This window comes from Sphingopyxis sp., from assembly GCF_035565275.1.
GTDB lineage: Bacteria > Pseudomonadota > Alphaproteobacteria > Sphingomonadales > Sphingomonadaceae > Sphingopyxis.
In genome coordinates this window covers 1-25,800 of record NZ_DATMST010000220.1, presented here as the reverse complement: position 1 = coordinate 25,800, position 25,800 = coordinate 1, and the positions used below count along the sequence as shown (strand labels likewise).

Sequence of the window (25,800 nt, the reverse complement as noted above, 5' to 3'; positions counted from 1 at the left end):
GTCGCGCTGGCGGAACTCGGCGCGATCGACACCGGCGCGCTGTCGCCGCGCGCCGCGCGCGACCATGCCGTGGCGCGCTACGTCTACGAGACGCTGGGCGATCTTTTGGGACGCTACGGCTATGTCGACGGCAATTTGCGCCCGAGCCCCTACGTCGTCAGCCAGATGAATGGCGCCTATTACTGGCTGCCCGACTTCATCGGCAGCCGCCACCCGATCGAGACAAGGGCCGACGTCGAGGCGTGGCTCCAGCGCCTCGCGGCCCTCGCGGTCGCGCTCGATCAGGAGAGCGAACGCATCCGCCACGATGCCGGTATCGGCGTGATTCCGCCCGACTTCGTGATCGCCCGCACCATTGCGCAGATCAAGGGGCTGCGCGATGGCGATCCGCTCGGATCGGCGCTGATCGCGCCGGCGCTCAAGCGCATCCGCGAGAAAGGGCTGGGCGATCCGGCCGCCCGCGCGCGCGAAATTTTCCGTTCGGCTATCCAGCCCGCGCTCAGCCGCCAGATCGACGCGCTCGAAGCGCTTGCGCCGCAAGCCGACGACCGCGCCGGGGTCTGGAAGCTGCCCGACGGCGACGCCTATTACGCCGCGGCGGTGCGTTCGAACACGACGGTCGATACTCCGCCCGGCGAGCTGCACCGCATCGGGCTCGATCAATGCCGTGAACTCACTGCCGAGATCGACTTGCTCCTGAAAGCGCAAGGCCTGAGCAAGGGCAGCGTCATCGCCCGCGTATCGGCGCTCAACAAGGACGACCGTTTCCGTGTTTCCGCCGACGATGCAGGGCGCGAAAAGCTGCTTGCGCTGGCGAACGAGCAGCTCGCGGCGATCAAGGCGCTTTTGCCCGGCGCGTTCGGGATCACATCCGTCAATCCGATCGCCGTGCGCCGCATTCCGGCGGCGATCGAGGCGGGCGCGCCCGGCGCCTTCTATTCCGAAGGCGCGCCGGGCGAGCCGGGCGTCTATTCGCTCAACCTCAAGAATCCGGGCGAGCATGTGACGTGGCGTCTGCCGACCCTGACGCACCATGAAGGCATTCCCGGCCATCATTTCCAGTACAGCGTGCTCGGCAAGGCGCCGGCGCTGCCGCTGTTCCGGCGCATCGTGCGTTTTTCGGCCTATACCGAGGGTTGGGCGCTCTATGCGCAACAGGTCGCCGACGAACTCGGCATCTACAGCGAGGATCCGTTCGGGCGGATCGGCTATCTCCAGTCGGAACTGTTCCGGGCGGCGCGCATCGTCGTCGATACCGGGCTTCACCATCATCGCTGGACGAAGGCCGAGGCGGTGGCGTGGATGGTCGAAAACGCAGGCGAACAGCCCGAGGCCACCGATCGCGAGGTCACCCGCTACGCCGTCTATCCGGGGCAGGCGTGCAGCTTCAAGGTCGGCGCCAACGCGATCCATGCCGCGCGTGAACGCGCCCGCGCCGCGAAGGGCGCAGCATTCGACGTGCGCGAGTTCCACGATCTGGTGCTGACCTCGGGGCCGATGCCGATGACCGTGCTCGATGCATCGGTGAAGGACTGGGGACAGCGCGCGCGTTGAGGCGGGGCCACGCAGCCGGGCTGCATCGGCTCCGACCGGTTTGGGCGCTGGCTGCTGCGACGGACGCGGCTGCGGTGCCGATTTTCACCGCTATGCGCTCGTGATGCAGGCGTGACCCATTTGCGCCTCGCAGGTGAATCTTGTTAACGCATTCGTGACGTCGCCCGGAGTGGCATGGCTCAGCCCGACACGAATTTCTCGATAGTGAGCCTGGTCACAGCGTCGCGGGGGCCCGGCGTCTAGCTTGCAAGCCGTTGGAATATGCGGAAGGACTAGCCGGAATTTTAGCGACGTCCTGCCCGCGGCGGGAGGCGGAATGTTCGCACGCGCGAAAATCGCAGGGCGGAAGGAGCATTTCTTGAAACGATTACTCGCCACCGCCGCGCTCGCGGTCATCACGACATCGCCGGCGCTCGCCGGTGATCGCTGGCTCGTTTACACGGGCGGTGAAAAGCCCGGCCGCATCTTCGTCGTCGTCGACGAAACCTATCTCGATGCGGTGCCGTTCGCCGAAAAGACCTGCAAGCTCGAAACGGTCACCATCCTCGAAAATGCGAAGGCGCCCGACTGGGTGTCGTCGAACATGATCATCGATTGCCCCGCCAGATGATCGAGGAAAAGCTTAGAATTTCAGGAGGGAATCATCGTTGATTACGTCACACGCGGCCGACAGAATGACCATTCGGCGTTCATAAACGATTGCGTCGTCGTTTTCGGTACGGCGGGTTGAGGAGCGAGCATGCCGATCTCATTGATTTTTCGCCGCTGCAACGCTCTGTTGGCACTCGCCGCGCTCGGCTTGCCTGCTGTCGCGGCGGCGCAACCGGAAGGCTCCCCCGCTGCGGCACCCGAACGGATTTCCTATTCCGGTACGGGCAACGGATGGGGCGGCGGGCAGACCGAATGGTGGATCGACCGGTCGGGGCGTGGGGCATACCGGACGACAATCCGCAAAAAGCTCAGCGGCAAATTTAACGTCGGGCCGCAGGGCTTCGAACGCGTCCGCGCCATCCTGCAACCGCTCGAGGGCGTCGCCGAATTGCCATGCGACGGGATGGTTACCGATCAGGGGATGGGGACGCTCAGCTGGCGGCGCGGCCGTCAGGACAATGCGCTGCGCTTCAATTTCGGGTGCAATTTCCGTCAGCCTGACTCCGCCCGCGACCGGTTGGGCGAGGCAAGCGAACTCGTCGAGCAGTGGGCGCTGGCGAAGAAATAGTGACCTTCGAGGGGCTTCTTCGCCTCAGCCGCCGCACCGCTGCCAGCCGGCGCCACGTACCGCGCGCCCGGGTGTCGCGCCGCTATGCTCGCCGTCCTTCAACACCTGTGTGCCGTTGACGAACACGTCGCGCACGCCGACCGAATATTGGTGGGGTTCCTCGAAGGTCGAGCGGTCGCCGATCACCTGTGGATCGAACACGACGACATCGGCATAATAGCCGGGCTTCAGCGCTCCGCGATCCTTGATGCCCAGATTGGTCGCGGGCAGGGTGGTGAGGCGATACACTGCCTGTTCGAGCGGGATCAGCTTCTCGTCGCGGACATAGCGGCCGAGCAGGCGCGCGAAATTGCCATAGGTGCGCGGGTGCGCGCCCGATTTCAGGAATACGCCCTCGGTCGCCTGCGACGCCGCGTCAGACCCGAAGCTCATCCACGGAAGCTGGATCTGCTTGCGGACATTGTCCTCCGACATCAGGAAATAGACTGTGCCGACGCGCGAGCCGTCCTCGACGACGAGGTCCATCGCGGTTTCTTCGGGGCTTTTGCCGCGCATCGCGGCGACCTCGGCGAGTGTTTTGCCAGTGAGCGGCTTGAGCGCGTCATTCTTGAATCCCGAAAGGATCATCTTGTCGGCGCCTGCGCCGAAATAGAGATTCTCCCAGTCGCTGCCCGGTTGCTTCATCTCGGCGGCGACGCGCGCGCGGATCGCCGGGTCTTTCAGCCGCTTTATCCATTCCTCAAGCCCGCCCGCCTGCACCCACGTCGGCATCGCCGCGTCGAGTCCGGTGGCGCCCGCGGTATAGGTATACATGTCGGTCGTGATCTTCAGCCCTTCGGCGCGCGCGTCCTCGATCTTCTTCACGACCGAATCATATTTGCCCCAGTTGCTGCGCCCGGCCATCTTGAGGTGGTAGATTTCGGCGGGCGCGCCCGAGCGGCGCGAAATCTCGATCAACTCGTCGACGGCTTCCTCCAGCCGGTCGCCTTCGGACCGCATATGGCTGATATACATGCCGCCGCATTTCGCCGCTTCGGTGGCCAACGCGACGAGTTCGCCGGTCTCGGCGTAGGACCCTGGCGCGTAGATGATCGAACTGCCGACCCCCATCGCGCCTTCGTTCATTGCCTGCTTCACCAGCGCGCGCATACGGGAGAGCTGTTCGGGCGTCGGATCGACATCGCCTTCGCCCAGCTCGTGGACGCGGACCGTTGCGGCGCCGACGAAGCTGGCGACATTCGTCGATATGCCGCGCTTTTCGAGGTAGCCCAGATAATCGCCGAGCGTCGTCCACTCGATCGGATATTTGATGTCGCCTTGCCGCTCCGTCTCCAGCGCCTTCATGGACGCGTTCACCGGTCCCATCGACCAGCCTTCGCCCATCACCTCCAGCGTGACGCCTTGCCTGATGTCGCTCTGGCTTTTCGGGTCGGCGATCAGCGACTCGGTTGCCCAGCTCAGCATGTTGATGAAGCCCGGCGCGACCGCCATGCCCTTGGCCGACACTTCCGATTTCGCGGTGCCCTCGACCTTGCCCACCGCGACGATGCGGTCGTCCTTGATCGCGACATCGCCGGTAACCGGCGACTTGCCCGATCCGTCATAGATCGTCCCGCCGCGGATGATCAGGTCGTAAGTCGCGCCCGGCTGCGCCGCGACTGACGCCGATACCAGCATCGAGCTGCACAGCAGCATCAGGGAAGGGGCGAACCGCCGGGACAATGCCATCTTTTTCTCCGCAGGTTGGGGAATTAGCCGTGCAGGCTCATCAACGAATCCATCAGCCCGTCGTCGGCGCTCGAACAAACGCCCAGCACCAGCGCTTCCTCATATCCCTCGGCAACGACATAGGCGTGGCCCATCGACGAATCGATGTAGATGCCCTGGCCGACGTCGAGGGTGACAGGGTCGTAGAATTCGCTGTGAACCTCGATCCGTCCTTCAAGGACGTAGATGAACTCTTCGCCCTGATGGTGGACGAGCTCGCCGAACTCGCGCGCGCTGTGCGCGCGGATGCGGGTGATGATCGGGATCATCCGCTTTTGCCTGAGGTCGGTGCAGAGATAGTGATAGTCGTAATTGTCGGTGGTCACCCGCGCGGCGCGTTCGATCGCGGCGATGCTGCGGCGGCCGGTGACGCGCGGCGTGCTGCCTTCCTCATCCTCGGCGAACAGATCCGACATGCGGAGGTTGAGTCGCTGACTCAGCTGCTGCAGCTTGTCATAGCTCAGCGTCAGCCGGTCATGCTCGACCTTCGACAGCGTCGAGACCGGGATACCCGATTTCTCGCTCATTTCCTTGAGCGTCCAGCCGTTTCGCCCGCGAATGGCCTTCATCACGGTGCCGAGCGTCGGCGGGCTTGCACGGTCGGCCATCAGTCGCTCCATTCCTTGTTTGACAATTTTCTAATCAGGATCATTATGTCCCTATCGGGCCAACAGTTGTTGGTTCCTTGGTAAGGGGTCGCGCGGCTTGCTGCAAGGTGTGACAGGCCGCATCTGGGAAAAGGGGAAAGCAATGCATTTCATCCGAAAGGCTATGATCGGGCTGGCGGCACTTGCCGCGCTGCCGCTCGCCGCGCAGGGGCCGGTGCCGGCACCAGCCACGAAAAAGGCCGAAGCGCCGGTCGCGGCGGCCGTCGCCACGCCGAAAACATCCGCCACGCTCGATGCCGCCGATCTCGAGGCTTGGCTCGACGGCTATCTGCCCTATGCGCTCGAGCGCGCGCGCATTCCGGGCGCCGTCGTCGTCGTCGTGCGCGGCAATCAGGTGGTGCTCGAAAAGGGCTATGGTTTTTCGGACGTCGCGAAGCGCGCGCCCGTCCTGCCCGAGACGACGCTTTTCCGTCCGGGTTCGGTGTCGAAGCTCTTTACCTGGACCGCGGTGATGCAGCAGGTGGAGGCGGGCAAGATCGACCTCGACAAGGACGTCAACACCTATCTCGATTTCAAGATTCCGGCGTATCAGGGCAAGCCCGTCACGATGCGCAACATCATGACGCATACGGCGGGCTTTCAGGAATCGGTGCGCTATCTGATCAGCAGCGATCCCAAGGCGGTGATGACGCTCAAGAAGCAGATGCCGCTCGCACTGCCCGATCGCGTCTTCGCGCCGGGCACGACGCCGGCTTACTCGAACTATGCGACCGCGCTCGCGGGCTATATCGTCGAGCGTGTCAGCGGCGAGAATTTCGACGATTATGTCGATAACCACATCTTCAAGCCGCTCGGCATGACCCATTCGTCCTTCCGTCAGCCGCTTCCTGCGAATCTCGCGCCGCATATGTCGAAGGGCTATCCCGACATCACGCAAAAGCCCAAGCCGTTCGAGATGGTGATCCCGGCGCCCGCGGGCAGCCTGTCGGCGAGCGGTGCCGACATGGGCAAATTCATGATCGCGCACCTCAACGACGGCGCCGGGCTGCTCAGGCCCGAGACCGCGAAGATGATGCACGACTTCAAGGCGCCCGGCGTCGGCCCGCTCAACAGCATGGCGCTCGGCTTCTACGAACAATGGGTGAACGGCCACCGCGCGATCGCGCACGGCGGTGATACGGTCTGGTTCCACTCCTATCTGTGGCTGTTCCCCGACGCCGATATCGGCGTCTTCATCTCGATGAACAGCGCGGGTGCACAGGGCGACGCGGGCGCGGTGCGCAGCGCGCTGTTCCACAAGTTCGCCGACCGCTACCTGCCCGGCGAGGACAAGCCCGGCCGCGTCGATGCGAAGACCGCCGCGCAGCATGCGCAGATGATGGTCGGCAACTACATCAGCAGCCGCGGCTCGTTCACGAACTTCATGAGCCTGTTCGGCCTGCTCGGTCAGACGACGATCTCGCTGACCGAGGACGGCAAGATCACGCTGCCGGCGCTCGACGGCCTTGGTGCCGGCGCGCGCGACTGGGTCGAGGTCGAGCCCTTCGTGTGGCGCGACACCGGCACCGGCGAACGCGTCGCGGCCGAGGTCAAGGACGGACGTGTCGTCCGCTGGAGCGTCGACGGCGGTTCGCCCTTCATGGTGTTCGAGCCGGCATCGTTCGGGGTCAACGCCGCCTGGCTCAACCCGGCGCTGATCCTTGCTTTCGGCATCATCGTGCTGGCGGCGCTCGCCTGGCCGGTGCGTGCGCTGGTCCGGCGCAGCTTCGGCGCGAATTTCGCGCTCGAAGGCAAGGCCTTGCGTGCCTATCGCCTGTCGCGTGTCTTCGCCTGGCTGGCGATCGGTGCACTCGTCGGATGGATCGCGCTCATCGCCGCCTTCTCGGCCGATATCGGCAGCATCGGCGGACCGCTCGACTGGCTGATCCAGCTGCTTCGCGTCCTGACGCCCGTTGCGGCCTTCGGCCTTCTCGGCACTGCCGCGTGGCACCTCTGGCTCAGCATCAAGGGCAAGCGCAAGTGGACGATGAAACTGGGCGCGGTGCTGCTCGCGCTCGCCGGACTGCTGCTCGTCTGGATTACGCTGACCTTCCACCTCTACGGTTTCGGGATGGTCTATTGATGGCAACGCAAGATACGCGGGAACTGGCGCTCGACCTTCGGGTCGAGCGTTTTCCCTATCATCGGCCTTTTCGTATCTCGGGGCATGTCTTTACCGAAACCGCCCTGTTGGTCGCGGAGATTTCGGACGGCACGCACGTCGGACGCGGCGAGGGAGCTGGCGTCTATTATCTCGGCGACGATATCGACCATATGCTGCGCGAGGCGACGAGCGTCCGCGAGGCGATCGAAGACGGCGCGACGCGCGAGGATCTGCAGCATCTGCTGCCCCCGGGCGGGGCGCGCAATGCGCTCGACTGCGCCTATTGGGATCTGGAAGCGAAGCAGACAGGGCGCCCCGTGTGGGATCTCGCGGGCCTGTCGCCGCCCAAGCCGTTGCGCTCGACGCTGACGCTCGGCGCCGACAGCGCGGCCAATATGGCGAAGGCGGCGCTTGCGATCGATCCGGAGGCGCCGGTCAAGGTCAAGCTGACGGGCGATCTCAAGGACGATATCGCCCGCATCGTCGCGATCCGCACCGCACGTCCGCACGCGTGGATCGGCGTCGATGCGAACCAAGGCTATGACGTCGGGACGCTCGGCGAACTGCTTCCGGTTCTCGTGTCGACGCGCGTCGCACAGCTCGAACAGCCGCTGAAACGCGGGCGCGAGGCCGATCTCGACGGATTGAAGCGGCCGTTGCCCTTCGTCGCCGACGAAAGCGCCGTCGCGCTCGCCGACACCGCGTCGCTCGTCGGACGCTTCGACGTCGTGAACATCAAGCTCGATAAATGCGGCGGGCTGACCGAAGGGCTGGCGATCGCGCGGCAGGCGCGCCTGCTCGGGCTCGACGTGATGGTCGGCAACATGATGGGGACCAGTCTGTCGATGGCGCCGTCCTTCGTGCTGGGTCAGCTCTGCGACATCGTCGATCTCGATGGGCCGACCTTCCTCGCGCGCGATCGCGAACCGGGGGTCTCCTATCGCGGCGGGATGATCCATTGCCCACCGGAAATTTGGGGCTCATGACAAATTTATGTCCTAAACGGGTTGACAATTTTCCGATTAGGACAATAGTCGGCGAAATATAACTATCAAAAGGTGGAGGATGGGATGACCGGGTCGTTCCGTATGACGCGTCGCGCGGCAATCGCGGGCGCGGTGGGTGTCGCTTTATCTGCGCCGATGATCAATCGAGGCGCTTTCGCCTTCGCGGCCGCTCCGGCGCGCACCTATTCGCGCCGCGCGGTCGACCTGGTGGCCTCGTCGCTCGTCATCGACATGCTTGCGCCGCTCAAGATCACCCTCGACGAAAACTATGTCGCGCACCGGCTGACCGATGCCGAGGCGGCCGAGTTCCGGGCGTCGGGCATCACCGGCTTTCATAATGCCTATGGTCTCGGCGGTCCCGGCGCGAAGCAGCAGGCGCTCGAGTTTCTTGCCGGCTGGCAGGGCTTTGCCGGGCGCAACAGCCATGTCTTCACCCTCGTCGACGGGGTCGCGGATCTCGACCGCGCCAAAGCCGAGAAGAAATGCGCGGTCATCATGGGCATCCAGAATGCCGAGCATTTCGAAAAGATCGAGGATGTCGCGCTGTTCCGCCGCCTCGGCCTGCGCTGCGCGCAGCTCACCTATAACACCCAGAATATGATCGGGTCGGGAAGCACCGAACGCGTCGATGGCGGGGTCAGCGATTATGGCGCCGCGATCATCGCCGAAATGGAAAAGCAGAAGATGCTCGTCGACGTCTCGCATTGCGGCGACAAGACGACACTGGACGCGATCGAAATCGCCAGGGGGCCGATCGCGATCACCCACAGCAACGCCCGCGCGCTGGTCGACCATCCACGCGTGAAGACCGATGCGGCGATCAGGGCGCTCGCGGCGAAGGGCGGGGTGATGGGGATCACCGGGGTGCGCATGTTCGTGCGCACGACCGATCCGACCAATGTCGGGCATATGGCCGACCATATCGACCATGTCGCAAAGCTCGTCGGGGTCGACCATGTCGGCATCGGATCGGACGCCGACCTTCACGGCTACGACGACATGAAGCCTGACGAATATGCGCTGCTCAAGGGCAGCTACAAGGCGAGCTACGGTTTTCGCGACAAGATCGACATCGACGGTTTCGACCATCCGCTCAAGGCCTTCGACCTTACCGAAGAACTCATCCGCCGCAATTATTCGAACGATAACATCCGGGCCGTGCTCGGGGGCAATTTCCGCCGCCTGCTCGCCCAAGTCTGGGGGTAAGACAATGAAAAAGGGACTTTTCGTTGCTGTAAGCATGGTCGCGGTCATCGCCGCGGCCCCGGCGCAGGCGCAGGAAGCCGGCGCGATCGAGGCATCGGGCGAGATCGTCGTCACGGCGCAGAAGCGCGTCCAGAATGTCCAGGACGTGCCGATCGCGATCGCAGTCGTCAGCGGCGAGGAACTGCAGGAACAGGGCTCGGCCTCGCTCGTCGATTATGCGGGTTATGTTCCCGGCATGAACGTCAGCAACGGCGGCACACCCGGGCAGACGACGATCACGCTGCGCGGGGTCGCGCCGTTGAACGCCGCCCAGACCGTCGGCATCTATCTCGACGACGCGCCGGTCGGGTCGAGCGCGCTCTACAACCGTGCCGGGCAGTTCACGATCGACCTGATGCCCTATGACCTCGAACGGATCGAGGTGCTCAAGGGGCCGCAGGGCACGCTTTACGGCGCCAGCTCGATCGGCGGTCTCGTCAAATATGTCACTGTCCAGCCCGACACGCGCGAATTCAAGGTGCGCGCGGGCGTCGAAGGTTTCAACATCAAGAACGCGACCGGCCTCGGCTGGGGCGGGCAGGTGTATGTCAACGCGCCGATCGCGACCGATACGCTCGCGATTTCGGGCAGCTTTGCCTGGCGCAAGACGCCGGGTTGGGTCGACAGCGTCAACAATGCCGGGATCAAGGACCAGAACGACTATGAACAGCGCGGTGGTCGTGTGGCGCTGCTGTGGCAGCCGACCCCCGAACTCAGCATCAAGCTCGCCGGCATCTGGCAGTCGCTCGATTCCGACGGCAATGGCCTCTATGCTGCCGACCTGACCGGCGAGCGGTTGGGCAACGGTCGTTCGTACAACAATTATATCCCCGAATCCTATGACGTCGATCTCGACTATTATTCGGCGACGATCGATTATGATTTCGGCGCCGCTACACTGACGTCGGCGACGACATACAGCAAGACGCAGAGCCGGCAGTTGCAGGACTCGAGCTACGCCTTTGGCGTCGTGCTGCCATTCCTTCCCGACGGCCCCGCCGAACCGGGCATCACGCCCTTCTCGCTCGACCTCGGACTCAAGAAATGGACGCAGGAAGTGCGACTGGCTTCGCCCAGCGGGAACCGTTTCGAATGGATGATCGGGGGCTTCTTCACCGACGAGACGACGAGCAACGCGCAGCTCGTCCGGTCCTTCGACATGGCGGGCAATCCGATCGTCAACTATGACCCGCTCGCTATCGTCGGTCTGCCCGCGACCTACAAGGAATATGCGGTTTTCGGCAACGCGACCTTCAAGCTCAGCGAGCAGTTCGAAATCACCGGCGGCCTCCGCTGGGCGCGCAACGAGCAGACCTTCACCCAGATCAGTTCGGGTGCGATCGTACCGACCGCCAACGATCCGGGTGAATCCGCCGAAAGCGTCTGGACTTTCTCGGTCAGCCCGCAATTTCACATCACCGAAGACGCGATGCTCTATGGCCGCGTCGCGACCGGCTATCGTCCCGGCGGTCCGAACGTCATCGTTCCCAACGTGCCGCCCAGCGTCGATGCCGACCGCATGACCAACTATGAAATCGGCCTCAAGGCGGATCTGGCCGATCGCATGGTATCGGTCGATGTCGCGCTGTTCTGGATGGACTGGACCGACATTCAGGTCACGCGCGCCTTCGGCGGCGTGTCGGGCGGTGCGAACGGCGGCAAGGCAACGAGCAAGGGGATCGAGGGAAGTCTCGCGTTCCGTCCCGCATCGGGCCTGACGATCAGCGCGACGGGCTCGTACACCGACGCAACGCTCAGCGAGGACGTGCCCGATATCAGCGGCGTCGACGGCGATCGCCTGCCCGCCGTGCCGAAGTTCAGCGGCGCGCTGCGCGCCGATTACCAGTTCGAGCTAGGCGGCGACAACACGGGTAGCTTCGGCGCGGGTGTCCGCCATGCGAGCAGCCGCCTCTCGCTCGTCGAGAGCGACCCGCTGAGCGCGCGGGCCAAACCCTATACCTCGGTCGATCTCAACGCGTCGGTGACGTTCAACGACCACTGGACATTGCGTGCTTACGCTCGCAACCTTTTCGACAACAAGGGCGAAATGGCGCGCTCGACGCTGACCAACGGCTTCAACCAGCCGAGCTTCATCGCGATCTCGCCGTTGCAGCCGCGGACGATCGGCGTCGCGATGGATATGGCGTTTTGAACGTAGGGGAGTTGGAAAAGATGAACGCGCCCGTCGGCAGGCTGGAGGCCAGCCTGTCCTTGCCGCATCCCTATCTGCTGTTCCTCGGCGACACGACCGAAGCGAGCTACGCCAAGACCGCTTTCGGTCTCGCGGACTGGGCGGCCGATCGCTGCACGGGCGAATGGGCGATCGGCGGCTGCACCGTCACCACCGGCCTGCCGCGCCTGTCGCCCGCCGAAGCGCGTGCGGCGGGCGCGCGGTCGCTGGTGATCGGCGTCGCCAATCAGGGCGGTGTCATCGGCGATGCCTGGGTCTCGGTGCTTGTCGGGGCGATGGAGGCGGGGCTCGATATCGTCAGCGGTCTCCACACGAGGCTGACAAGCGTCCCCGCGCTGGTCGAGGCGGCACGGCGCACCGGGCAGCGGCTGATCGACATCCGCACCCCGCCGCCGTCGATCCCGGTCGGGACCGGGCGCAAGCGGACCGGCAAACGTCTGCTCACGGTCGGAACCGACTGCGCGCTCGGCAAGAAATATACCGCGCTCGCGCTGCACCGCGCGTTCGTCGCGCGCGGCCTCGACGCCGATTTTCGCGCCACGGGGCAGACGGGGATCATGATCGCCGGCGGCGGCATGCCGATGGACGCGGTGGTCGCGGATTTCGAGGCGGGGGCTGCGGAAATGCTCAGCCCCGATGCGGCCGCCGGCCATTGGGATGTGATCGAAGGGCAGGGGTCGATCTTCAACCCCGCCTATGCCCCGGTGTCGCTTGGCCTGCTCCACGGCAGCCAGCCCGATGTCTTCGTCGTCTGTCACGACCCGACGCGCAAGACGATCCTCGGCATGGAAAGCTTTGCCTTGCCCAGTGTCGAAGAGGTCATCGACCTCACGATCCGGCTCGGCTGCCGGACCAATCCCGCGATCCGCTGCGGCGGGGTCAGCCTCAATACGTCGAGCTTTGACGCCGATGCGGCCGAAGCGCTGATGGCGGCCGAGCGCGAGCGCCTTGGCTTGCCCGTCGCCGATCCGATCCGCGGCGGCGCGGCGTTCGAGGCGCTTGTCGAAAATATTCTCGCGTGAGTGTAGGCGAGACGGGCAGCGGGTCGAGCTGGTTCCAGCGCTTCCTGCTGCCCGGTTTTGCGCTGAAGGCCGTGATCATCGGCGGCGGCTATGCGACCGGGCGCGAACTGGCCGAATATTTCGTGCCGTCGGGGCCGTGGGGCGGGCTCGCCGCGATGCTGCTCGCGACGCTGATCTGGAGCGTCGTCGCGGCGCTGACCTTCGCGCTCGCGCGCAAGTTCGGCGCCTATGATTATCGCAGCTTTTTCAGGGAGCTTCTGGGCCCTGCCTGGGTCGCGTTCGAGGTCGCCTACATCATCTTCGTCATTCTGATTCTCGCGGTGTTCGGCGCTGCGGCGGGCGCGATCGGCGCCGCGACCTTCGGCTGGCCGGAACTCGCGGGCGTTGTACTCCTCGCCGTATCGATCGTGGCGGTCACGGCGTGGGGCACCGGCGCGGTCGAGCAGATGTTCAAATATGTCTCGATCCTGCTCTACGCAGTTTACGGGCTCTTCCTCGTCCTTGCACTCGCCAGCTTTGGCGGGCTGATCGGGGAGGGTTTTGCAAATGCACCGCCGCCGTCGGGCAACTGGATGGCGGGCGGTATCACCTATGCGAGCTACAATATCGTCGGCGCGGTGGTGATCCTGCCCGTGCTGCGCCACCTGACAAGCCAGCGCGACGCCGTGGTCGCCGGACTGATCGCGGGGCCGCTCTCGATGCTGCCCGCGATCCTCTTCTTCGTCGCGATGATGGCCTTTTATCCCGCGATCGGCGCCGAAACGCTGCCGTCGGATTTCCTCCTCCGCCAGATGACGGTGCCGGGATTCCATATCCTCTTTCAGGTGATGATCTTCGCCGCGCTGCTCGAAAGCGGCGCGGGTGCGGTCCATGCGATCAACGAGCGCATTTCGGGCGCGATCGAGAGCCGCGGCCGGCCCGCGCTGGCCCCCGCCGCGCGTGCGATCATCGGCGCGGTGATCCTGACGGGATGCATGTTCGTGGCGGGCGAAGTCGGTCTCGTCGATCTGATCGCCAGCGGCTACCGCTTCCTCGCCTGGCTGTTCCTCGCCGTCTTCGTCGTGCCGCTGCTCACCGTCGGCGTCTGGCGCCTGCTGCGTTCCGTCCCCCTTTCGTCCGTGGAGACCCCGTCATGAAATCCGCCCGCCTGCTCGCTTTGTCTTTCATGCTCTCGGCCGCCGCGCCCGCCTGGGCCGAACCGCCCGCCGATATCGGGGAGAGCGTCGAGGCGCTGCGCAAGAAAGTCGGGGCGGCGGGCGTGTCGATCGCGATCGTCGAGGACGGCAAGACGACGCTCACGCGCGGCTGGGGCGTCCGCAAGCTAGGCGAACGCGCGCCCGTCGATGGCCAGACGATCTTCCAGACCGGCTCGACCGGCAAGGCGATGACCGCCGCGGCGCTCGCCGTGCTCGTCGACGAGGGCAAGATCGCGTGGGACGATCCCGTGATCAAGCATATGCCGTGGTTCCGCATGCATGACGCGTGGGTGACGCGCGAGATCACGATCCGCGACCTGCTCGTCCACCGCAGCGGGCTCGGGCTCGGGCAGGGCGATCTGATGTTCGTGCCGCGCACGCATCTGACGCGCAGGCAGACGGTCGAGCGCGTGGCATATCTGAAACCGCAGACGAGTTTTCGCTCCGCCTATGCCTATGACAATATCCTCTACGCGGTCGCCGGCCAGCTGATCGAGGAGGTCACCGGCCAGAAATGGGAAGATTTCATCCGGGCGCGGATCCTGCGCGCCGGCGGCATGAAAAACGCGACGAGCGAGAGCGAGGACCGTTTCCGCACCCCGAACCGCAGCTGGCCGCACGCGCGGCTGTCGGGCCCCTTGCGCGGGGTGGGCCCGCAACAGGCGCTCGACGAACGCGACGAACTGGGGCGCAACGGCGCGCCCGCGGGCGGGCTGGCGCTCAGCGCCGAGGATATGGCGGCATGGCTCAAGATCCAGCTCGCGCACGGCGCGCTTCCGGACGGTAAACGGCTGTTCAGCGAGGCGCAGGCGAAGGAGATGTGGGCACCCGTCACCCCGATGCCGATCAGCCCGCTTCCCGATGCGCTCAAGCCCGCCGAGCCGACGCAGCAGGCCTATGCGCTCGGCTGGCAGGTGCAGGATTATCGCGGTCACCGCATCATCCAGCACGGCGGCGGCGTCTTCGGCTCGATCACGCGCGTCGTGATGATCCCCGACAGGAATGTCGGCTTCGCGATCATGCTGAACAGCGAGGACAGCGGCATGCTCCTCGGCCTCACCTATGATCTGCTCGATCATTATCTGGATCAGCCCGACTATGGCTGGATTGCGAAATGGGAGGACTGGTATCAGGAGCGGCTTGCGGGCGGCGTCGAATACCTGAAGCAGGCGAAGGCATCACCGGTCAAATCGGGACCGTCGCTGGACCTCAAGGGCTATGCCGGGCGCTATCGCGATCCGTGGTACGGTGATATCGTGATCGGGCAGGCGCCGACCGGCCTGACGATCGATTTCACCTCGACACCGCGAATGGCGGGGCGGCTCAAGCACTGGCAATATGACAGCTTCGTCACCGATTTCGACGACCCGGCGATCGAGCCCGCCTATGTTACCTTCGCGCTCGACGCCGATGGCAAGATCACCGGCGTGACGATGAAGGCGGTGAGCCAGATCGCCGACTTCAGCTGGGATTACCACGATCTCGACCTGAAACCCGTGAAGGACAGGAAGTGAAGCATATCGCCGTCCTGCTTGCCGCCACGGCGCTGACCGCCTGTTCGGGCGGCGGCGACAAGCCCGAGGCGGCCGAGGCGCCGCTGCACAGCCGGATGCTCGTGCTCGACACGCATCTCGACACCCCGCTGCATTTCGAGCGCGCGGGGTGGAGTTTCGCCGATCGCCACGGCCTCGCCGACGACATGGCACAGCTCGACATTCCGCGCATGAAGGACGGCAATCTCGATGGCGGCTTTTTTGCCATCTACACCGATCAGGGTCCGCTCACGCCAAAAGGCTACGCCGACGCGCTCGCGTTCGCGCGGAAACGCTCGGACCTGATCGACACGACGATCGCGGCGAACAAGGGGGCCATCGCTCCGGCGCTGACCGCGGCCGACGCGCTGCGACTGAACAAGGAAGGCAAGCTGATCGCCTTCAAGTCGATGGAGAACAGCTATCCGCTCGGCGAGGACCTGACGCTGCTGCAGGAATTCCACGACAAGGGGCTCCGCCTCGCCGGGCCGGTGCATTCGAAGGACAACCAGTTCGCCGACAGCGCGACGGGCGAGGGGCGCTGGAAGGGACTGAGCCCGCTCGGGAGGAGGTGGGTGGCCGAGATGAACCGCCTCGGGATCGTCATCGACGCCAGCCATTCGTCGGACGCGGCTTTCGATCAGATTCTCGGGCTGTCGAAATACCCGATCCTTCTCTCGCACTCGAGCCTGCGCTCGGCGCACGACCACCCGCGCAATCTCGACGAGGGGCGGCTGAAGGCGCTCGCGGCAAAGGGCGGCGCGATGTGCATCTCGACGATCTTCATGTCCGAAATGAACATGTCGCCCGCGCGCGCCGAACTGTTCGGGAAATATGAGCAGATCGGCAAGCTGACCCCTGCCGAACAGGCAGACGTCGCCCGCCAGTGGCGCGACCTCGACAAGCGCGAGCAGATGTGGGCGGCCGATTTCGAAGCCTATATGAAGATGGTGCTCCGCGCGATCGAGGTCGGCGGCGTCGATCATATCTGCTTCGGCGCCGACTGGGACGGCGGCGGCGGCCTGCCGGGCATCGAGGATATCACCGCGTTGCCGAAGGTTACCGAGCGGTTGAAGGCCGCGGGCTATTCGGACGCCGATATCGAAAAGATGTGGAGCGGCAATGTTCTGCGGGTCCTTGCGGCACAGGGGAAATAGGGACTTTTCCGCAAAGATATTTGCTTATGCTGTGTTGCGATTGTAATACGGCCGCCGAGCATGACCTGGTTCCGTAAACCCGAAGGCCCCGATCCCACCCTTGCGATGACGCCGGGTGGTCCGTTCGCCGACATCGCGCCGCCAGAGGCGCCGCCCGTTCCCGAGACGCGACGGCGCAAGTGGGTACGCCGCATCTCGCGCGGTTTTGCGATCTTCAGTATCGCCTTCATCCTGCTCGTCGGGTGGCTCGCGCTGACCGCGCCGCTCTCGAAATCGCTCGAACCGATCGCGCCGCCGCAGATCACCTTGCTCGCCTCCGACGGCACGCCGATCGCGCGGATCGGCGCGATCGTCGACAAACCGGTCGAGGCGAAGGCGTTGCCCCGGCATGTCACCGGCGCGTTTCTCGCGATCGAGGACCGGCGCTTCTACACCCATTGGGGCGTCGATCCGCGCAGCATCGCGCGCGCGGTGTGGAGCAACCTGACCGGCGGGCGGACGCAGGGCGGCAGCACGATCACCCAGCAACTCGCCAAATTCACCTTCCTGACCCCCAAGCGCACGCTCGGCCGCAAGGCGCGCGAAGCGCTGATCGCCTTCTGGCTCGAAGCCTGGCTGACCAAGGACGAGATCCTCGAACGCTATCTCTCGAACGCCTATTTCGGCGACAACACCTATGGCCTGCGCGCGGCCTCGCTCCACTATTTCTACCGCCAGCCCGAAAAACTGACCCCTGCGCAGGCGGCGATGCTTGCAGGGCTGGTGCAGGCACCGTCGCGGCTGGCCCCGACGCGCAATCCCGATCTGGCCGAAAAGCGCATGAAGCTGGTGGTCGGTGCGATGGTCGACACCGGCTATCTGACCGAAAGCGAAGCGAAGGGGCTTCGTACCCCGCGCATCGACGTGCGTACGCGCAACACCTTGCCGACCGGGACGTATTTCGCCGACTGGGCGCTACCCGAGGCGCGCAAGCTGAGCGATGTCGGCTATTCGCGCCAGACGATCGCGACCACGCTCGACGCGCGTCTGCAGTCGGTGGCGCGCCGTGTGACGAGCCGCGCGGGACTCGGCAAGGCGCAGATCGCGCTCGTCGCGATGCGTCCCGATGGCGAGGTCGTCGCGATGATCGGCGGCAAGGATTATGCCGCGTCGCCCTTTAACCGCGCCACGCAGGCGCGGCGTCAGCCGGGATCGACCTTCAAGCTGTTCGTCTATCTCGCTGCGCTCCGCGCGGGGTGGGAACCCGATGACATGATCGACAACAGCGCGATCGAGACCGGATCCTATCGCCCCAAAAATGCCGGCGGCTCCTATTCGAAATCGATCAGCCTCGAAGATGCCTTCGCCTCGTCGAGCAATGTCGCCGCGGTTCGCCTGCTGCGCGAGGTCGGCGACGACAAGGTGATCGACATGGCGCGCGATCTGGGCGTGACCTCGCCGCTCGCAAAGGGCGACCCCAGCCTCGCGCTGGGCACGTCGAGCATGACATTGCTCGAACTCACCGCCGCCTATGCCGCGGTTGCGGCGAACAGCTATCCGGTCGAGCCGCATGCCTTCGAGGCCGAACAGAAAGGCTGGTTCGAAAATCTGTTCCGGGGGCCATCGAGCTTCGGGTCGCGCCAGCATGACGATATCGAACAAATGCTCCGCGCCGCGGTCAATCGCGGCACCGGCCGAGCCGCGCGGCTTCCGCAGGCCAATTTCGGCAAGACGGGGACCAGCCAGGACAATCGCGACGCGCTGTTCGTCGGTTATGCCAATGGCCTCGTCGTCGGGGTGTGGATCGGCAACGACGACAACACACCGCTGCAAGGCGTATCGGGTGGCGGGCTGCCCGCACGCATCTGGCGCGACTTCATGACCGGGGCGTCGGGCAGGCCGGCAGCGCCGCGTCCCAAACCGGTCGATCCGACGGGCCCTGTCGAGCCGCTCGACGTTCCCGATATCGGCGCCATTCCGGTCGGCGACCGCACCCGCGTCGGGATCGAGGGCGGCGATGCGGTGATCTCGACCGAAATCAACGGCAGCCGGATCGACCTGCGCCTGCCGATTCAGGACAGGGCACCCGAACCGGTCGTGCCCGAACCCCAGCCGCCACCGGGAAACTAGGGTCCTGACCCTGGCCGTCCGTCAGCCGGGCAGGATATCGAACGCGCTCTCGGCCATCGTTTGCCCGTTGACGATCAATTCGACCTTGTGCCGGCCCGGATGATGGCGGCGCGTGGTGAAATCGCGGATCGTCTGCCCGATGCCGAGCTTCGCCGTTTCGCCTGCCGCCAGTTCGAAGCTCCTCAGCTTGAACACCTTGCCCGCGCTTTTCCCGCCGGCGCGCGCGTAGTGAACGCGATAGTCGACAACCAGTCGCTGTTCGCCCGATGAGGTCGAGGTGATTTCGGCTGCGATCGCGATGCGTTCGCCGAGGCGAAGCGACGATGGCGCAACCGAAAAATGTCCGACCGTAACCGCCGCGCCATGGCCCACCCCGATCAGCGCCAGCGCGCGCGGATCGCCCTGCTTGATCAGCGTCCGCAGCGCGTGCCGGACGATCCATGCGGTGCGCGGGTCGTCCTGCGACCACCCGGCGAGGCGATCGAGCAGCCAGTCGGGCCGGTCCTTGGCGATATCGTTCAGATGGTTCGCGACCGACTTGCGTACATAGAGGCTCGGATCGGTCTTGAGCGATTCGAGGATGGGGGCTGCGCGCGTCGGATCGCTTTTCAGCGCCGGAACACGGCCGGCCCATGGCAGCCGCGGCCTGACGCCCTCGCTCGCCAGTCGCCGCACATGCTCGTTCTCGTTCGCCGCCCAGCGAATCATGGTGGCAAGGGCGCGCTCGAAATCCCGCGCGAGGAACGGGCGGATCGCGAATTCGGCCGAACCGAAGCATGTCAGGTCGGCGAGCGCGGCCATCGACGCGTCGAAATCGTCGAGCCCGTATCGCGCGACATATTCGGTGACCGCGATCGCCTGAAACCCGTGCGTGAGCCGCGGCGCCATCGACCTGATGATATCGAGCGCCGCGGGGTAATCGCGGGGCAGCGCGACGCGCAGCGCGTCGGCGATATGGCGCACGCGCTCCATGATCGACAGCGCGTCGAGGCCATCCGACGCGGCTGACAGGAAAGCGCCCCGATCGAAGTGCGGCGACGCCGCCGTGCCGGCGCCGGCGATCGTTTCGAGCGCCTGCGGGCCGAGGATGTCCTTGAGCAGGGCGGGGGTAGCGGCTTCGTCGGTCATTACAGTTTCCGGATAGGGGCGCGTATGGGCGATGCGCGCCGCGATGACGCCATAGCAACGACCGCGCCCCGGCCGGAACGTTTTTCTTGTCCGGCTCCCGCAAATTCGTCCGCCCTCCACCGTGTCGGAATTTCATTCACACACGAGAGAGTGAATATTGACTCGCTCGCGAGGCGGAGGCATAGATGCGGCATGCCGACGCTCGAACGGCGATTGATGGGAGAGGGCAAGATGAGGGTAATGTTGTTGGCGTCCGTATGCGCGGGCGCATTTTTCGCAATCCCGGCAGGCGCCGCCGCGCAGGACGCGGCCGGTACCGCGCCGCAGGCCGATCAGCCGCATGACGGCAACGACATCATCGTCACCGCGACGCGCCGCGAGGAACGCATTCAGGACGTACCGATCAGCATCTCGGCCTTTTCGCAGGCGGAACTGACCGAAAAGGGCATCGTCGGTTACGAAGGCATCGGGCGCGAGACGCCGGGCGTCGTGCTCAACAAGCCGACCGCCAACTTCAACAATTTCACCGCGCGCGGCATCGCGACCAACGGCTATAACGCCAACCTGCAGAGCTCGGTCGCCATCTATATCGACGAGCTTCCGGTCTCGACGATCGGCAACACGACCGTCGTCGACCCCAATCTGTTCGACGTCGAGCGCGTCGAATTCCTGCGCGGGCCGCAGGGAACGCTCTTCGGCTCGGGTTCGCTCTCGGGCGCCATGCGCATTCTGCAGAAAAGCCCCGACCTCAATGATTTCGATACATCGGCGCTCGTCGATCTCGGCCTGACCGGATCGGACAGCTTTCGCCAGCGCTACAATGCGATGGTCAACGTGCCGCTGGTCGAGGACAAGCTCGCGCTGCGCGTCGTCGGCTTCTACCGCGACGAGGAAGGCTATCTCGACAATGTCGGGACCGGGGTGAAGAATTCGAACACGCTGATCGACTATGGCGGGCGCGCGACCCTTCTGTGGCGCCCGACCGATCGCCTCTCGATCAAGCTGCTCGGCAGTTACGAATACAGCAATCCGAAGGACAGCTCGCTGACCAGCCCGTCGCTCGGACGTAACAAGCGTGTATCGGACGAGCCCGACCGCTTCACCGGCAAGCAGCTGATCGCGAACGCGACGATCGATTATGAGTTCGACTTTGCCAAGCTCACCAGTTCGTCGACCTATTCGGATTTCGACCAGCGTTTCTATGTCGACCTCGCGGGCACCTTTGCGCCGGGCTCTTTCGTCGGGGCGCCGATCGCCTTCGGTCTTGATGCCGATGCCTATGACAAGGTGTTCGTGCAGGAAACGCGGCTCGCCTCGACGCTTGACGGGCCGTTCCAGTTCGTGGTCGGCGGCTTTTATCTGAATCGTCGCCGCGACGTCGATTATCTCTATCGCTCGAACCTCGACTTCCTCGCCGATCGCAACATGACGGGGCTGCCCGACAAATATTTCCAGAAACTCTACACCCACTCGATCAGCAAGGAGATCGCGGGGTTCGGCGAACTCACCTATCGCTTCTCGGACAAATTCTGGCTGACCGGCGGCATGCGCTACGGCGAAACGTCGGCGCAGGCCTTTACCGAGGCTGGGGGCTATCTCGCGACGGCGGCGGGGTTCAACTATTATGATTATGCGCTGCTCGGCCTGCCGGTGAACTTCACGACCTTCACCCCCTATGCCGCCGCCGAGGGCGTGAAGGCCAAGGGATCGAAACCGTCGTGGAAAGCGAGTGCAACCTTCAAGCCGAGCGACGCGCTCACCACCTACGCGACCTTCTCGACCGGTTTCCGCGCGCCGATCGTGAACGCCCGCGCCGGTGCGCCAAGTCTTGTCGATGACGCCGACATCATCATCCCGTACGGCGCCACTTCCGACAATCTCAAAAGCTACGAGGTCGGTGCGAAGGCGCGCTGGCTCGACGGGCGGGTAACGATGAACGCCGCCTTCTACCTCATCGACTGGAAGAATATCCAGGCGCAGGCGAACCGCCAGTCGGACTCGGTGCAGTTCGCGACGAACATCGGTGCCGCACGCAGCAAGGGCTTCGAATTCGAGATCGGGGTGATCCCCGCGACCGGCTGGGCGATCGGGTTCAACGGCGCCTATAACGACGCGAAGATCACCAAGCTGTCGCCCGAGGAAGCGGCGATTTCAGGCGCGGTGCTCGGCCACCGCCTGTCGGCGCCGCGTATCCAGGGGTCGGCCTATATCGCCTACAGCTTCAATCTCGCGAACGACGTCGAGGCGACGATGGCAGCGAATGCGCAGCATATCGGATCGTATAACAGCAGCTTTCCGAACACCCCGGGCAACCCGAACCTGCCGCTCTCGACGTTCGGGAAAACGGATGCCTATAGCAACGTCAATTTGAGCTTCGGTCTGAAGAAGGGCGATATATCGGCGCAATTCTATGTCGAGAACCTCTTCGACGATCATTCGATCACCTATATCCACCCCGAAGCTTTCCTTGTGAGCCGCTTCGGCACGATGCGCCCGCGCACCTTCGGCGTCCGCCTCGGTTACAGCCTGTAATCATGGTGGCGGCCGGTCATACGCAACCGGGCGCGCCAGCGGCGCGCCCGTCCTTCGTGCTGGGGATGCTCTGCTTCGTCTATGTCCTGAACTTCCTGGATCGCCAACTCCTCGCGATCCTCGCGAAACCGATCCAGGATTCGCTTCGGATCACCGACAGCCAGCTCGGGCTGATCAGCGGGCTCTATTTCGCGATGTTCTATTGCTTCATCGCGATCCCCGTCGGCTGGTTCGCCGACCGGACGAGCCGCGTCGGGGTCCTGTCGGCCGCCTGCGCGATCTGGAGCGGCGCGACGGTCGCGTGCGGCATGGCCGCCAACTATACGCAGCTCGTGGTGGCGCGCATGGTCGTCGGTTTCGGCGAAGCGGGCGGCGTGCCGCCGTCCTATGCGATCATCACCGACACCTATCCGCCGGGCAAGCGCGCCGCGGCGCTCGGCATCTTCAACCTCGGTCCGGCGATCGGTGCGGCGGCGGGCGTCGCATTCGGCGCCGCGATCGCGGAGCGGTTCGGCTGGCGCATCCCCTTCATCGCCGTCGGCGCGATCGGGATCATCACGGCGCTGGTCGTCTGGCTGACGGTGCGCGAGCCGAAGCGCGGCGCGACCGACGTCGGCGGCCCGGTCCCGGCTGCGGGCGTTCCGACTGAAGGGAAGGCCCCGTTCTGGCCGACGGTGCGCATGTTCGTGTCGCACCCGACCCTGATGCTCGCGGCGCTGGGCAGCGGGGCGACGCAGTTCGTGACCTATGGCCTCGGCAATTTCGCGGTGCTGTTCCTCATGCGCGAGAAAGGCATGGTGCTGGGCGAAGTCGCGATCTGGTATGCGCTGGTCCTGCTCGTCGGCATGGGCGGCGGGATGATCGTCTCGGGCCGCGTGATCGACCGGATGGTCCGCAAGTCGCGCACGGGCTATGCGATCGCCCCCGCGCTGTCGCTGGCGGTCGCGATGCCCTTTTACGTTGCTTTCGTATGGGCGCCGGGCTGGCCGCTGGCGCTGGCGCTGCTCACCGTCGTGATGATCTTCAACTATTTCTACCTCTCGGCCTCGGTCGCGCTGGTACAGGACGAAGTGAAGCCGGGTCAGCGCGTGCTCGCCGGGGCCTTGCTGCTGCTCATCATGAACTTCATCGGGCTGGGGCTGGGGCCGACATGGGTCGGCTTCGCCAGCGACTGGTTTGCCGCGCAGGGCGACCCCAACGGGCTGCAAACGGCGCTTTACACACTGACGCCCTTTTATTTGATCGCGATCGGACTTTTCCTCTGGCTCGCGCGGCGATTGCGCCGGGAAGATTTCGGGCAGGAGACAGAGGCATGAAAAAGCTGCGCAGCGCATTGTCGGCAGCCGGGCTCCTGATGGCGGCCCCCGCCGTCGCCGCGAGCCCGGTGGTCGAAGCGCCCGCCGGTACGGTGGAAGGCAAGACCGTCGGCAAGATCCGCGAGTTCAAGGGCATCCCTTTCGCCCGGCCGCCGGTCGGCGAGCTGCGGTGGAAAGCACCGCTGCCGCTGCCCGCATGGGAAGGCGTCCGCAAGGCGCAGAGCTTCGGCGCCGCCTGCGTCCAGCCGCGCCCGAACGCGGTGCATATCTACGCCAATCCGCCCGCCAAGGTTTCCGAAGATTGCCTGACGCTCAACATATGGGCGCCGGAAAAGGCGAAGGATGCGCCCGTGATCGTCTGGATCCACGGCGGCGCGCTTTCGACCGGCTACAGCCACGAGGCGATGTACGACGGTGCGAAGCTCGCGGCACGCGGCGCGATCATCGTCTCGGTCAATTACCGCCTCGGCGTGCTCGGCTATATGGCGCATCCGGGACTCAGTGCGGAATCGCCTGACGGCGTGTCGGGGAACTACGGCCTGCTCGACCAGATCGCGGCGCTCGAATGGGTGAAGGCGAATATCGGCGCGTTCGGCGGCGATGCGAACAATGTCACCATCGCGGGCGAATCCGCGGGCGCGCTCAGCGTGATGTATCTGATGGCGTCGCCAAAAGCGCGGGGCCTGTTCCACAAGGCGATCGCGCAGAGCGCCTATATGATCTCGACCCCGTCGCTGAAAGAGGCGCGCCACGGCGAGCCTGCCGCCGAGGCGAGCGGGGAAAAGGTTGCCGCCACGCTCGGCGCCGCCGATATCGCGGCGCTGCGTGCGCTCGATCCGGTCGCGCTGACCGACGGCGCGGCCAGGGCGGGCTATTTCCCGTGGGGCACCGTCGACGGCAAGATTCTGCCCGGCCAGCTCGTCGATATCTTCGACCGCGGCGAGCAGGCGCCAGTGCCGATGATTGCGGGCTTCAACATCGGTGAAATCCGCTCGCTGCGCATTCTCGCGCCGCCGCCGCCCGCCAACGCGGCTGCCTATGAAACGGCGATCCGCGAACGCTACGGCGACCTCGCCGACGCATGGCTCAAACTATATCCCGCGAAGGATCTGGGCGAGGCGGTGCTCGCGGCCCCGCGCGACGCGCTCTATGGCTGGACCTCGGAGCGGCTGGCGATCCGGCAGACGGCACTCGGTCAGCCCGCTTATCTGTACCTGTTCGATCATGGCTATCCCGCCGCGAGCGAGGCCGGACTGCACGGTTTTCATGCGGCCGAGATCCCTTATGTGTTCGGCACGGCGGCAGACACGCCACCCTATTGGCCGAAGATCCCCGACAGCGTTACCGAACGCCGTTTTGCCGCCGCGATGGGCGATTACTGGGTGTCCTTCGCCAGAACGGGGCAGCCCGAGGCGGCGGGGCAGGCGGCGTGGCGCCCCTATGGCAAGGACGCGGCCTTCATGGCATTCGCCGACGTACCGCGCCCCGGCGCGCGGTTGATGCCGGGCATGTATGCACTGCACGAGGCGGCGGTGTGCCGCCGCCGCGCGGCGGGCAACCAGCCGTGGAACTGGAACACCGGCATCATGTCGCCGGTGCTGGCGAAGGGCGCGGCCTGTCCATGATCCACGGTAGCATGCAGGATTACCCGCTGACGCTCGACAAATTCCTCGATCACGCCGCGCGCTGGCACGGCGAGGCCGAGGTCGTCACGGCGCGCGAGGACGGCGGTATCGCGCGGATCGGCTACGCGGCCTTGCGCGAACGCAGCCTCGCAATCTCGTCGCTGCTGGCGGGCTTCGGCGTCAGCGAGGGCGACCGCGTCGCGACGCTCGCGTGGAACAGCCAGGCGCATGTCGAGGCTTGGTATGCGACGATGGGAATCGGCGCGGTCTGCCACACGCTCAACCCGCGCCTGACCGCGCCGCAACTCGCGGCGATGGCGGTGCAGTCGGGCGCGAAACTGCTGATCGTCAGCGCCGACCTGCTGCCGCTCGCGCGGTCGATCGTAGAGCGCGCGCCGGCGATCGGGCAGGTACTGGTGATCGATGGGCCCGCGGGCGACTGGCCCGCC

19 protein-coding genes are annotated in these 25,800 nt (G+C 65.2%); 16 read left to right on the top strand and 3 right to left on the bottom strand.

All coding sequences use genetic code 11. The features are described 5' to 3' along the window. From VN047_RS15440 to VN047_RS15430, 3 genes are all read left to right on the top strand, one after another. Window positions 1-1,554 (top strand): DUF885 domain-containing protein (locus VN047_RS15440; RefSeq protein ID WP_325544182.1); only part of this gene is annotated, 1,554 nt, incomplete at its 5' end. A 358-nt stretch (window positions 1,555-1,912) separates the two neighbouring features. Continuing rightward, window positions 1,913-2,164, top strand: a complete 252-nt coding sequence (locus VN047_RS15435; protein ID WP_325544180.1) for a hypothetical protein — start codon at window positions 1,913-1,915, stop codon at window positions 2,162-2,164. A 129-nt stretch (window positions 2,165-2,293) separates the two neighbouring features. Further along, a complete protein-coding gene (locus VN047_RS15430) occupies window positions 2,294-2,773 on the top strand; it encodes a hypothetical protein (protein WP_325544178.1) in 480 nt (159 codons plus the stop codon). A gap of 24 nt (window positions 2,774-2,797) precedes the next feature. On the opposite strand, the gene VN047_RS15425 is transcribed toward VN047_RS15430, so the two are convergent. After that, complete coding sequence (locus VN047_RS15425) at window positions 2,798-4,501, bottom strand: D-aminoacylase (protein ID WP_325544175.1); 1,704 nt, start codon at window positions 4,499-4,501, stop codon at window positions 2,798-2,800. A 23-nt stretch (window positions 4,502-4,524) separates the two neighbouring features. Continuing rightward, window positions 4,525-5,148 carry a helix-turn-helix domain-containing protein gene (locus VN047_RS15420; RefSeq protein WP_325544174.1) on the bottom strand — a complete coding sequence of 208 codons (624 nt, stop codon included), beginning with the start codon at window positions 5,146-5,148 and terminating at the stop codon, window positions 4,525-4,527. A gap of 142 nt (window positions 5,149-5,290) precedes the next feature. Between VN047_RS15420 and VN047_RS15415 the strand changes: the two genes are divergently transcribed. The 9 genes from VN047_RS15415 (at window position 5,291) to VN047_RS15375 (ending at window position 18,750) form a co-directional block, all read left to right on the top strand. Further along, window positions 5,291-7,270: a serine hydrolase gene (locus VN047_RS15415; protein ID WP_325544172.1), complete on the top strand. Its 1,980-nt coding sequence runs from the start codon at window positions 5,291-5,293 to the stop codon at window positions 7,268-7,270. Further along, window positions 7,270-8,277 carry a dipeptide epimerase gene (locus tag VN047_RS15410; RefSeq protein WP_325544170.1) on the top strand — a complete coding sequence of 336 codons (1,008 nt, stop codon included), beginning with the start codon at window positions 7,270-7,272 and terminating at the stop codon, window positions 8,275-8,277. Before VN047_RS15415 ends, VN047_RS15410 begins: the two co-directional genes overlap by 1 nt. A gap of 84 nt (window positions 8,278-8,361) precedes the next feature. Further along, a complete protein-coding gene (locus VN047_RS15405; protein ID WP_325544168.1) occupies window positions 8,362-9,504 on the top strand; it encodes a dipeptidase in 1,143 nt (380 codons plus the stop codon). A 4-nt stretch (window positions 9,505-9,508) separates the two neighbouring features. Beyond that, window positions 9,509-11,695, top strand: a complete 2,187-nt coding sequence (locus VN047_RS15400) for a TonB-dependent receptor (protein WP_325544166.1) — start codon at window positions 9,509-9,511, stop codon at window positions 11,693-11,695. A gap of 20 nt (window positions 11,696-11,715) precedes the next feature. Next, window positions 11,716-12,756 (top strand): DUF1611 domain-containing protein, encoded by a 1,041-nt coding sequence (locus VN047_RS15395; protein ID WP_325544164.1) that lies wholly within the window; start codon window positions 11,716-11,718, stop codon window positions 12,754-12,756. Next, window positions 12,753-13,892, top strand: a complete 1,140-nt coding sequence (locus VN047_RS15390) for a hypothetical protein (protein ID WP_325544162.1) — start codon at window positions 12,753-12,755, stop codon at window positions 13,890-13,892. Before VN047_RS15395 ends, VN047_RS15390 begins: the two co-directional genes overlap by 4 nt. After that, window positions 13,889-15,466, top strand: a complete 1,578-nt coding sequence (locus VN047_RS15385; RefSeq protein WP_325544160.1) for a serine hydrolase — start codon at window positions 13,889-13,891, stop codon at window positions 15,464-15,466. The genes VN047_RS15390 and VN047_RS15385 overlap by 4 nt, the downstream gene beginning before the upstream one ends. Continuing rightward, a complete protein-coding gene (locus tag VN047_RS15380) occupies window positions 15,463-16,641 on the top strand; it encodes a dipeptidase (protein WP_325544158.1) in 1,179 nt (392 codons plus the stop codon). Before VN047_RS15385 ends, VN047_RS15380 begins: the two co-directional genes overlap by 4 nt. A 60-nt stretch (window positions 16,642-16,701) precedes the next feature. Beyond that, window positions 16,702-18,750 carry a transglycosylase domain-containing protein gene (locus VN047_RS15375; protein ID WP_414712718.1) on the top strand — a complete coding sequence of 683 codons (2,049 nt, stop codon included), beginning with the start codon at window positions 16,702-16,704 and terminating at the stop codon, window positions 18,748-18,750. 21 nt (window positions 18,751-18,771) lie between these two features. Here VN047_RS15375 and VN047_RS15370 read toward each other — a convergent pair whose 3' ends face one another. Further along, window positions 18,772-19,878 (bottom strand): DNA alkylation repair protein, encoded by a 1,107-nt coding sequence (locus VN047_RS15370; protein ID WP_325544156.1) that lies wholly within the window; start codon window positions 19,876-19,878, stop codon window positions 18,772-18,774. A gap of 240 nt (window positions 19,879-20,118) precedes the next feature. On the opposite strand from VN047_RS15370, the gene VN047_RS15365 reads away from it, so the two are divergent. The 4 genes from VN047_RS15365 to VN047_RS15350 all read left to right on the top strand — a co-directional run. Next, window positions 20,119-22,410 carry a TonB-dependent receptor gene (locus tag VN047_RS15365; protein ID WP_325544155.1) on the top strand — a complete coding sequence of 764 codons (2,292 nt, stop codon included), beginning with the start codon at window positions 20,119-20,121 and terminating at the stop codon, window positions 22,408-22,410. 2 nt (window positions 22,411-22,412) lie between these two features. Continuing rightward, the gene (locus tag VN047_RS15360) at window positions 22,413-23,726 is read left to right on the top strand and encodes an MFS transporter (RefSeq protein WP_325544153.1); all 1,314 of its coding nucleotides are present in this window, start codon (window positions 22,413-22,415) and stop codon (window positions 23,724-23,726) included. Then, window positions 23,723-25,351, top strand: coding sequence for a carboxylesterase/lipase family protein (locus tag VN047_RS15355; RefSeq protein WP_325544151.1), 1,629 nt, complete (start codon window positions 23,723-23,725; stop codon window positions 25,349-25,351). Before VN047_RS15360 ends, VN047_RS15355 begins: the two co-directional genes overlap by 4 nt. Continuing rightward, the coding region (locus tag VN047_RS15350) for an AMP-binding protein (protein ID WP_325544148.1) at window positions 25,348-25,800 on the top strand (453 nt) is incomplete at its 3' end. The genes VN047_RS15355 and VN047_RS15350, both read left to right, overlap by 4 nt.

Excerpts from the sequence above, each read along its gene's own strand:
- VN047_RS15395 (WP_325544164.1), top strand. The coding sequence starts at position 11,716 with ATGAACGCGCCCGTCGGCAGGCTGGAGGCCAGCCTGTCCTTGCCGCAT.
- VN047_RS15400 (WP_325544166.1), top strand. The coding sequence starts at position 9,509 with ATGAAAAAGGGACTTTTCGTTGCTGTAAGCATGGTCGCGGTCATCGCC.
- VN047_RS15375 (WP_414712718.1), top strand. The coding sequence starts at position 16,702 with ATGACCTGGTTCCGTAAACCCGAAGGCCCCGATCCCACCCTTGCGATG.
- VN047_RS15430 (WP_325544178.1), top strand. The coding sequence starts at position 2,294 with ATGCCGATCTCATTGATTTTTCGCCGCTGCAACGCTCTGTTGGCACTC.
- VN047_RS15360 (WP_325544153.1), top strand. The coding sequence starts at position 22,413 with ATGGTGGCGGCCGGTCATACGCAACCGGGCGCGCCAGCGGCGCGCCCG.
- VN047_RS15365 (WP_325544155.1), top strand. The coding sequence starts at position 20,119 with ATGTTGTTGGCGTCCGTATGCGCGGGCGCATTTTTCGCAATCCCGGCA.
- VN047_RS15385 (WP_325544160.1), top strand. The coding sequence starts at position 13,889 with ATGAAATCCGCCCGCCTGCTCGCTTTGTCTTTCATGCTCTCGGCCGCC.
- VN047_RS15420 (WP_325544174.1), bottom strand. The coding sequence starts at position 5,148 with ATGGCCGACCGTGCAAGCCCGCCGACGCTCGGCACCGTGATGAAGGCC.
- VN047_RS15370 (WP_325544156.1), bottom strand. The coding sequence starts at position 19,878 with ATGACCGACGAAGCCGCTACCCCCGCCCTGCTCAAGGACATCCTCGGC.
- VN047_RS15405 (WP_325544168.1), top strand. The coding sequence starts at position 8,362 with ATGACCGGGTCGTTCCGTATGACGCGTCGCGCGGCAATCGCGGGCGCG.
- VN047_RS15410 (WP_325544170.1), top strand. The coding sequence starts at position 7,270 with ATGGCAACGCAAGATACGCGGGAACTGGCGCTCGACCTTCGGGTCGAG.
- VN047_RS15425 (WP_325544175.1), bottom strand. The coding sequence starts at position 4,501 with ATGGCATTGTCCCGGCGGTTCGCCCCTTCCCTGATGCTGCTGTGCAGC.
- VN047_RS15415 (WP_325544172.1), top strand. The coding sequence starts at position 5,291 with ATGCATTTCATCCGAAAGGCTATGATCGGGCTGGCGGCACTTGCCGCG.
- VN047_RS15355 (WP_325544151.1), top strand. The coding sequence starts at position 23,723 with ATGAAAAAGCTGCGCAGCGCATTGTCGGCAGCCGGGCTCCTGATGGCG.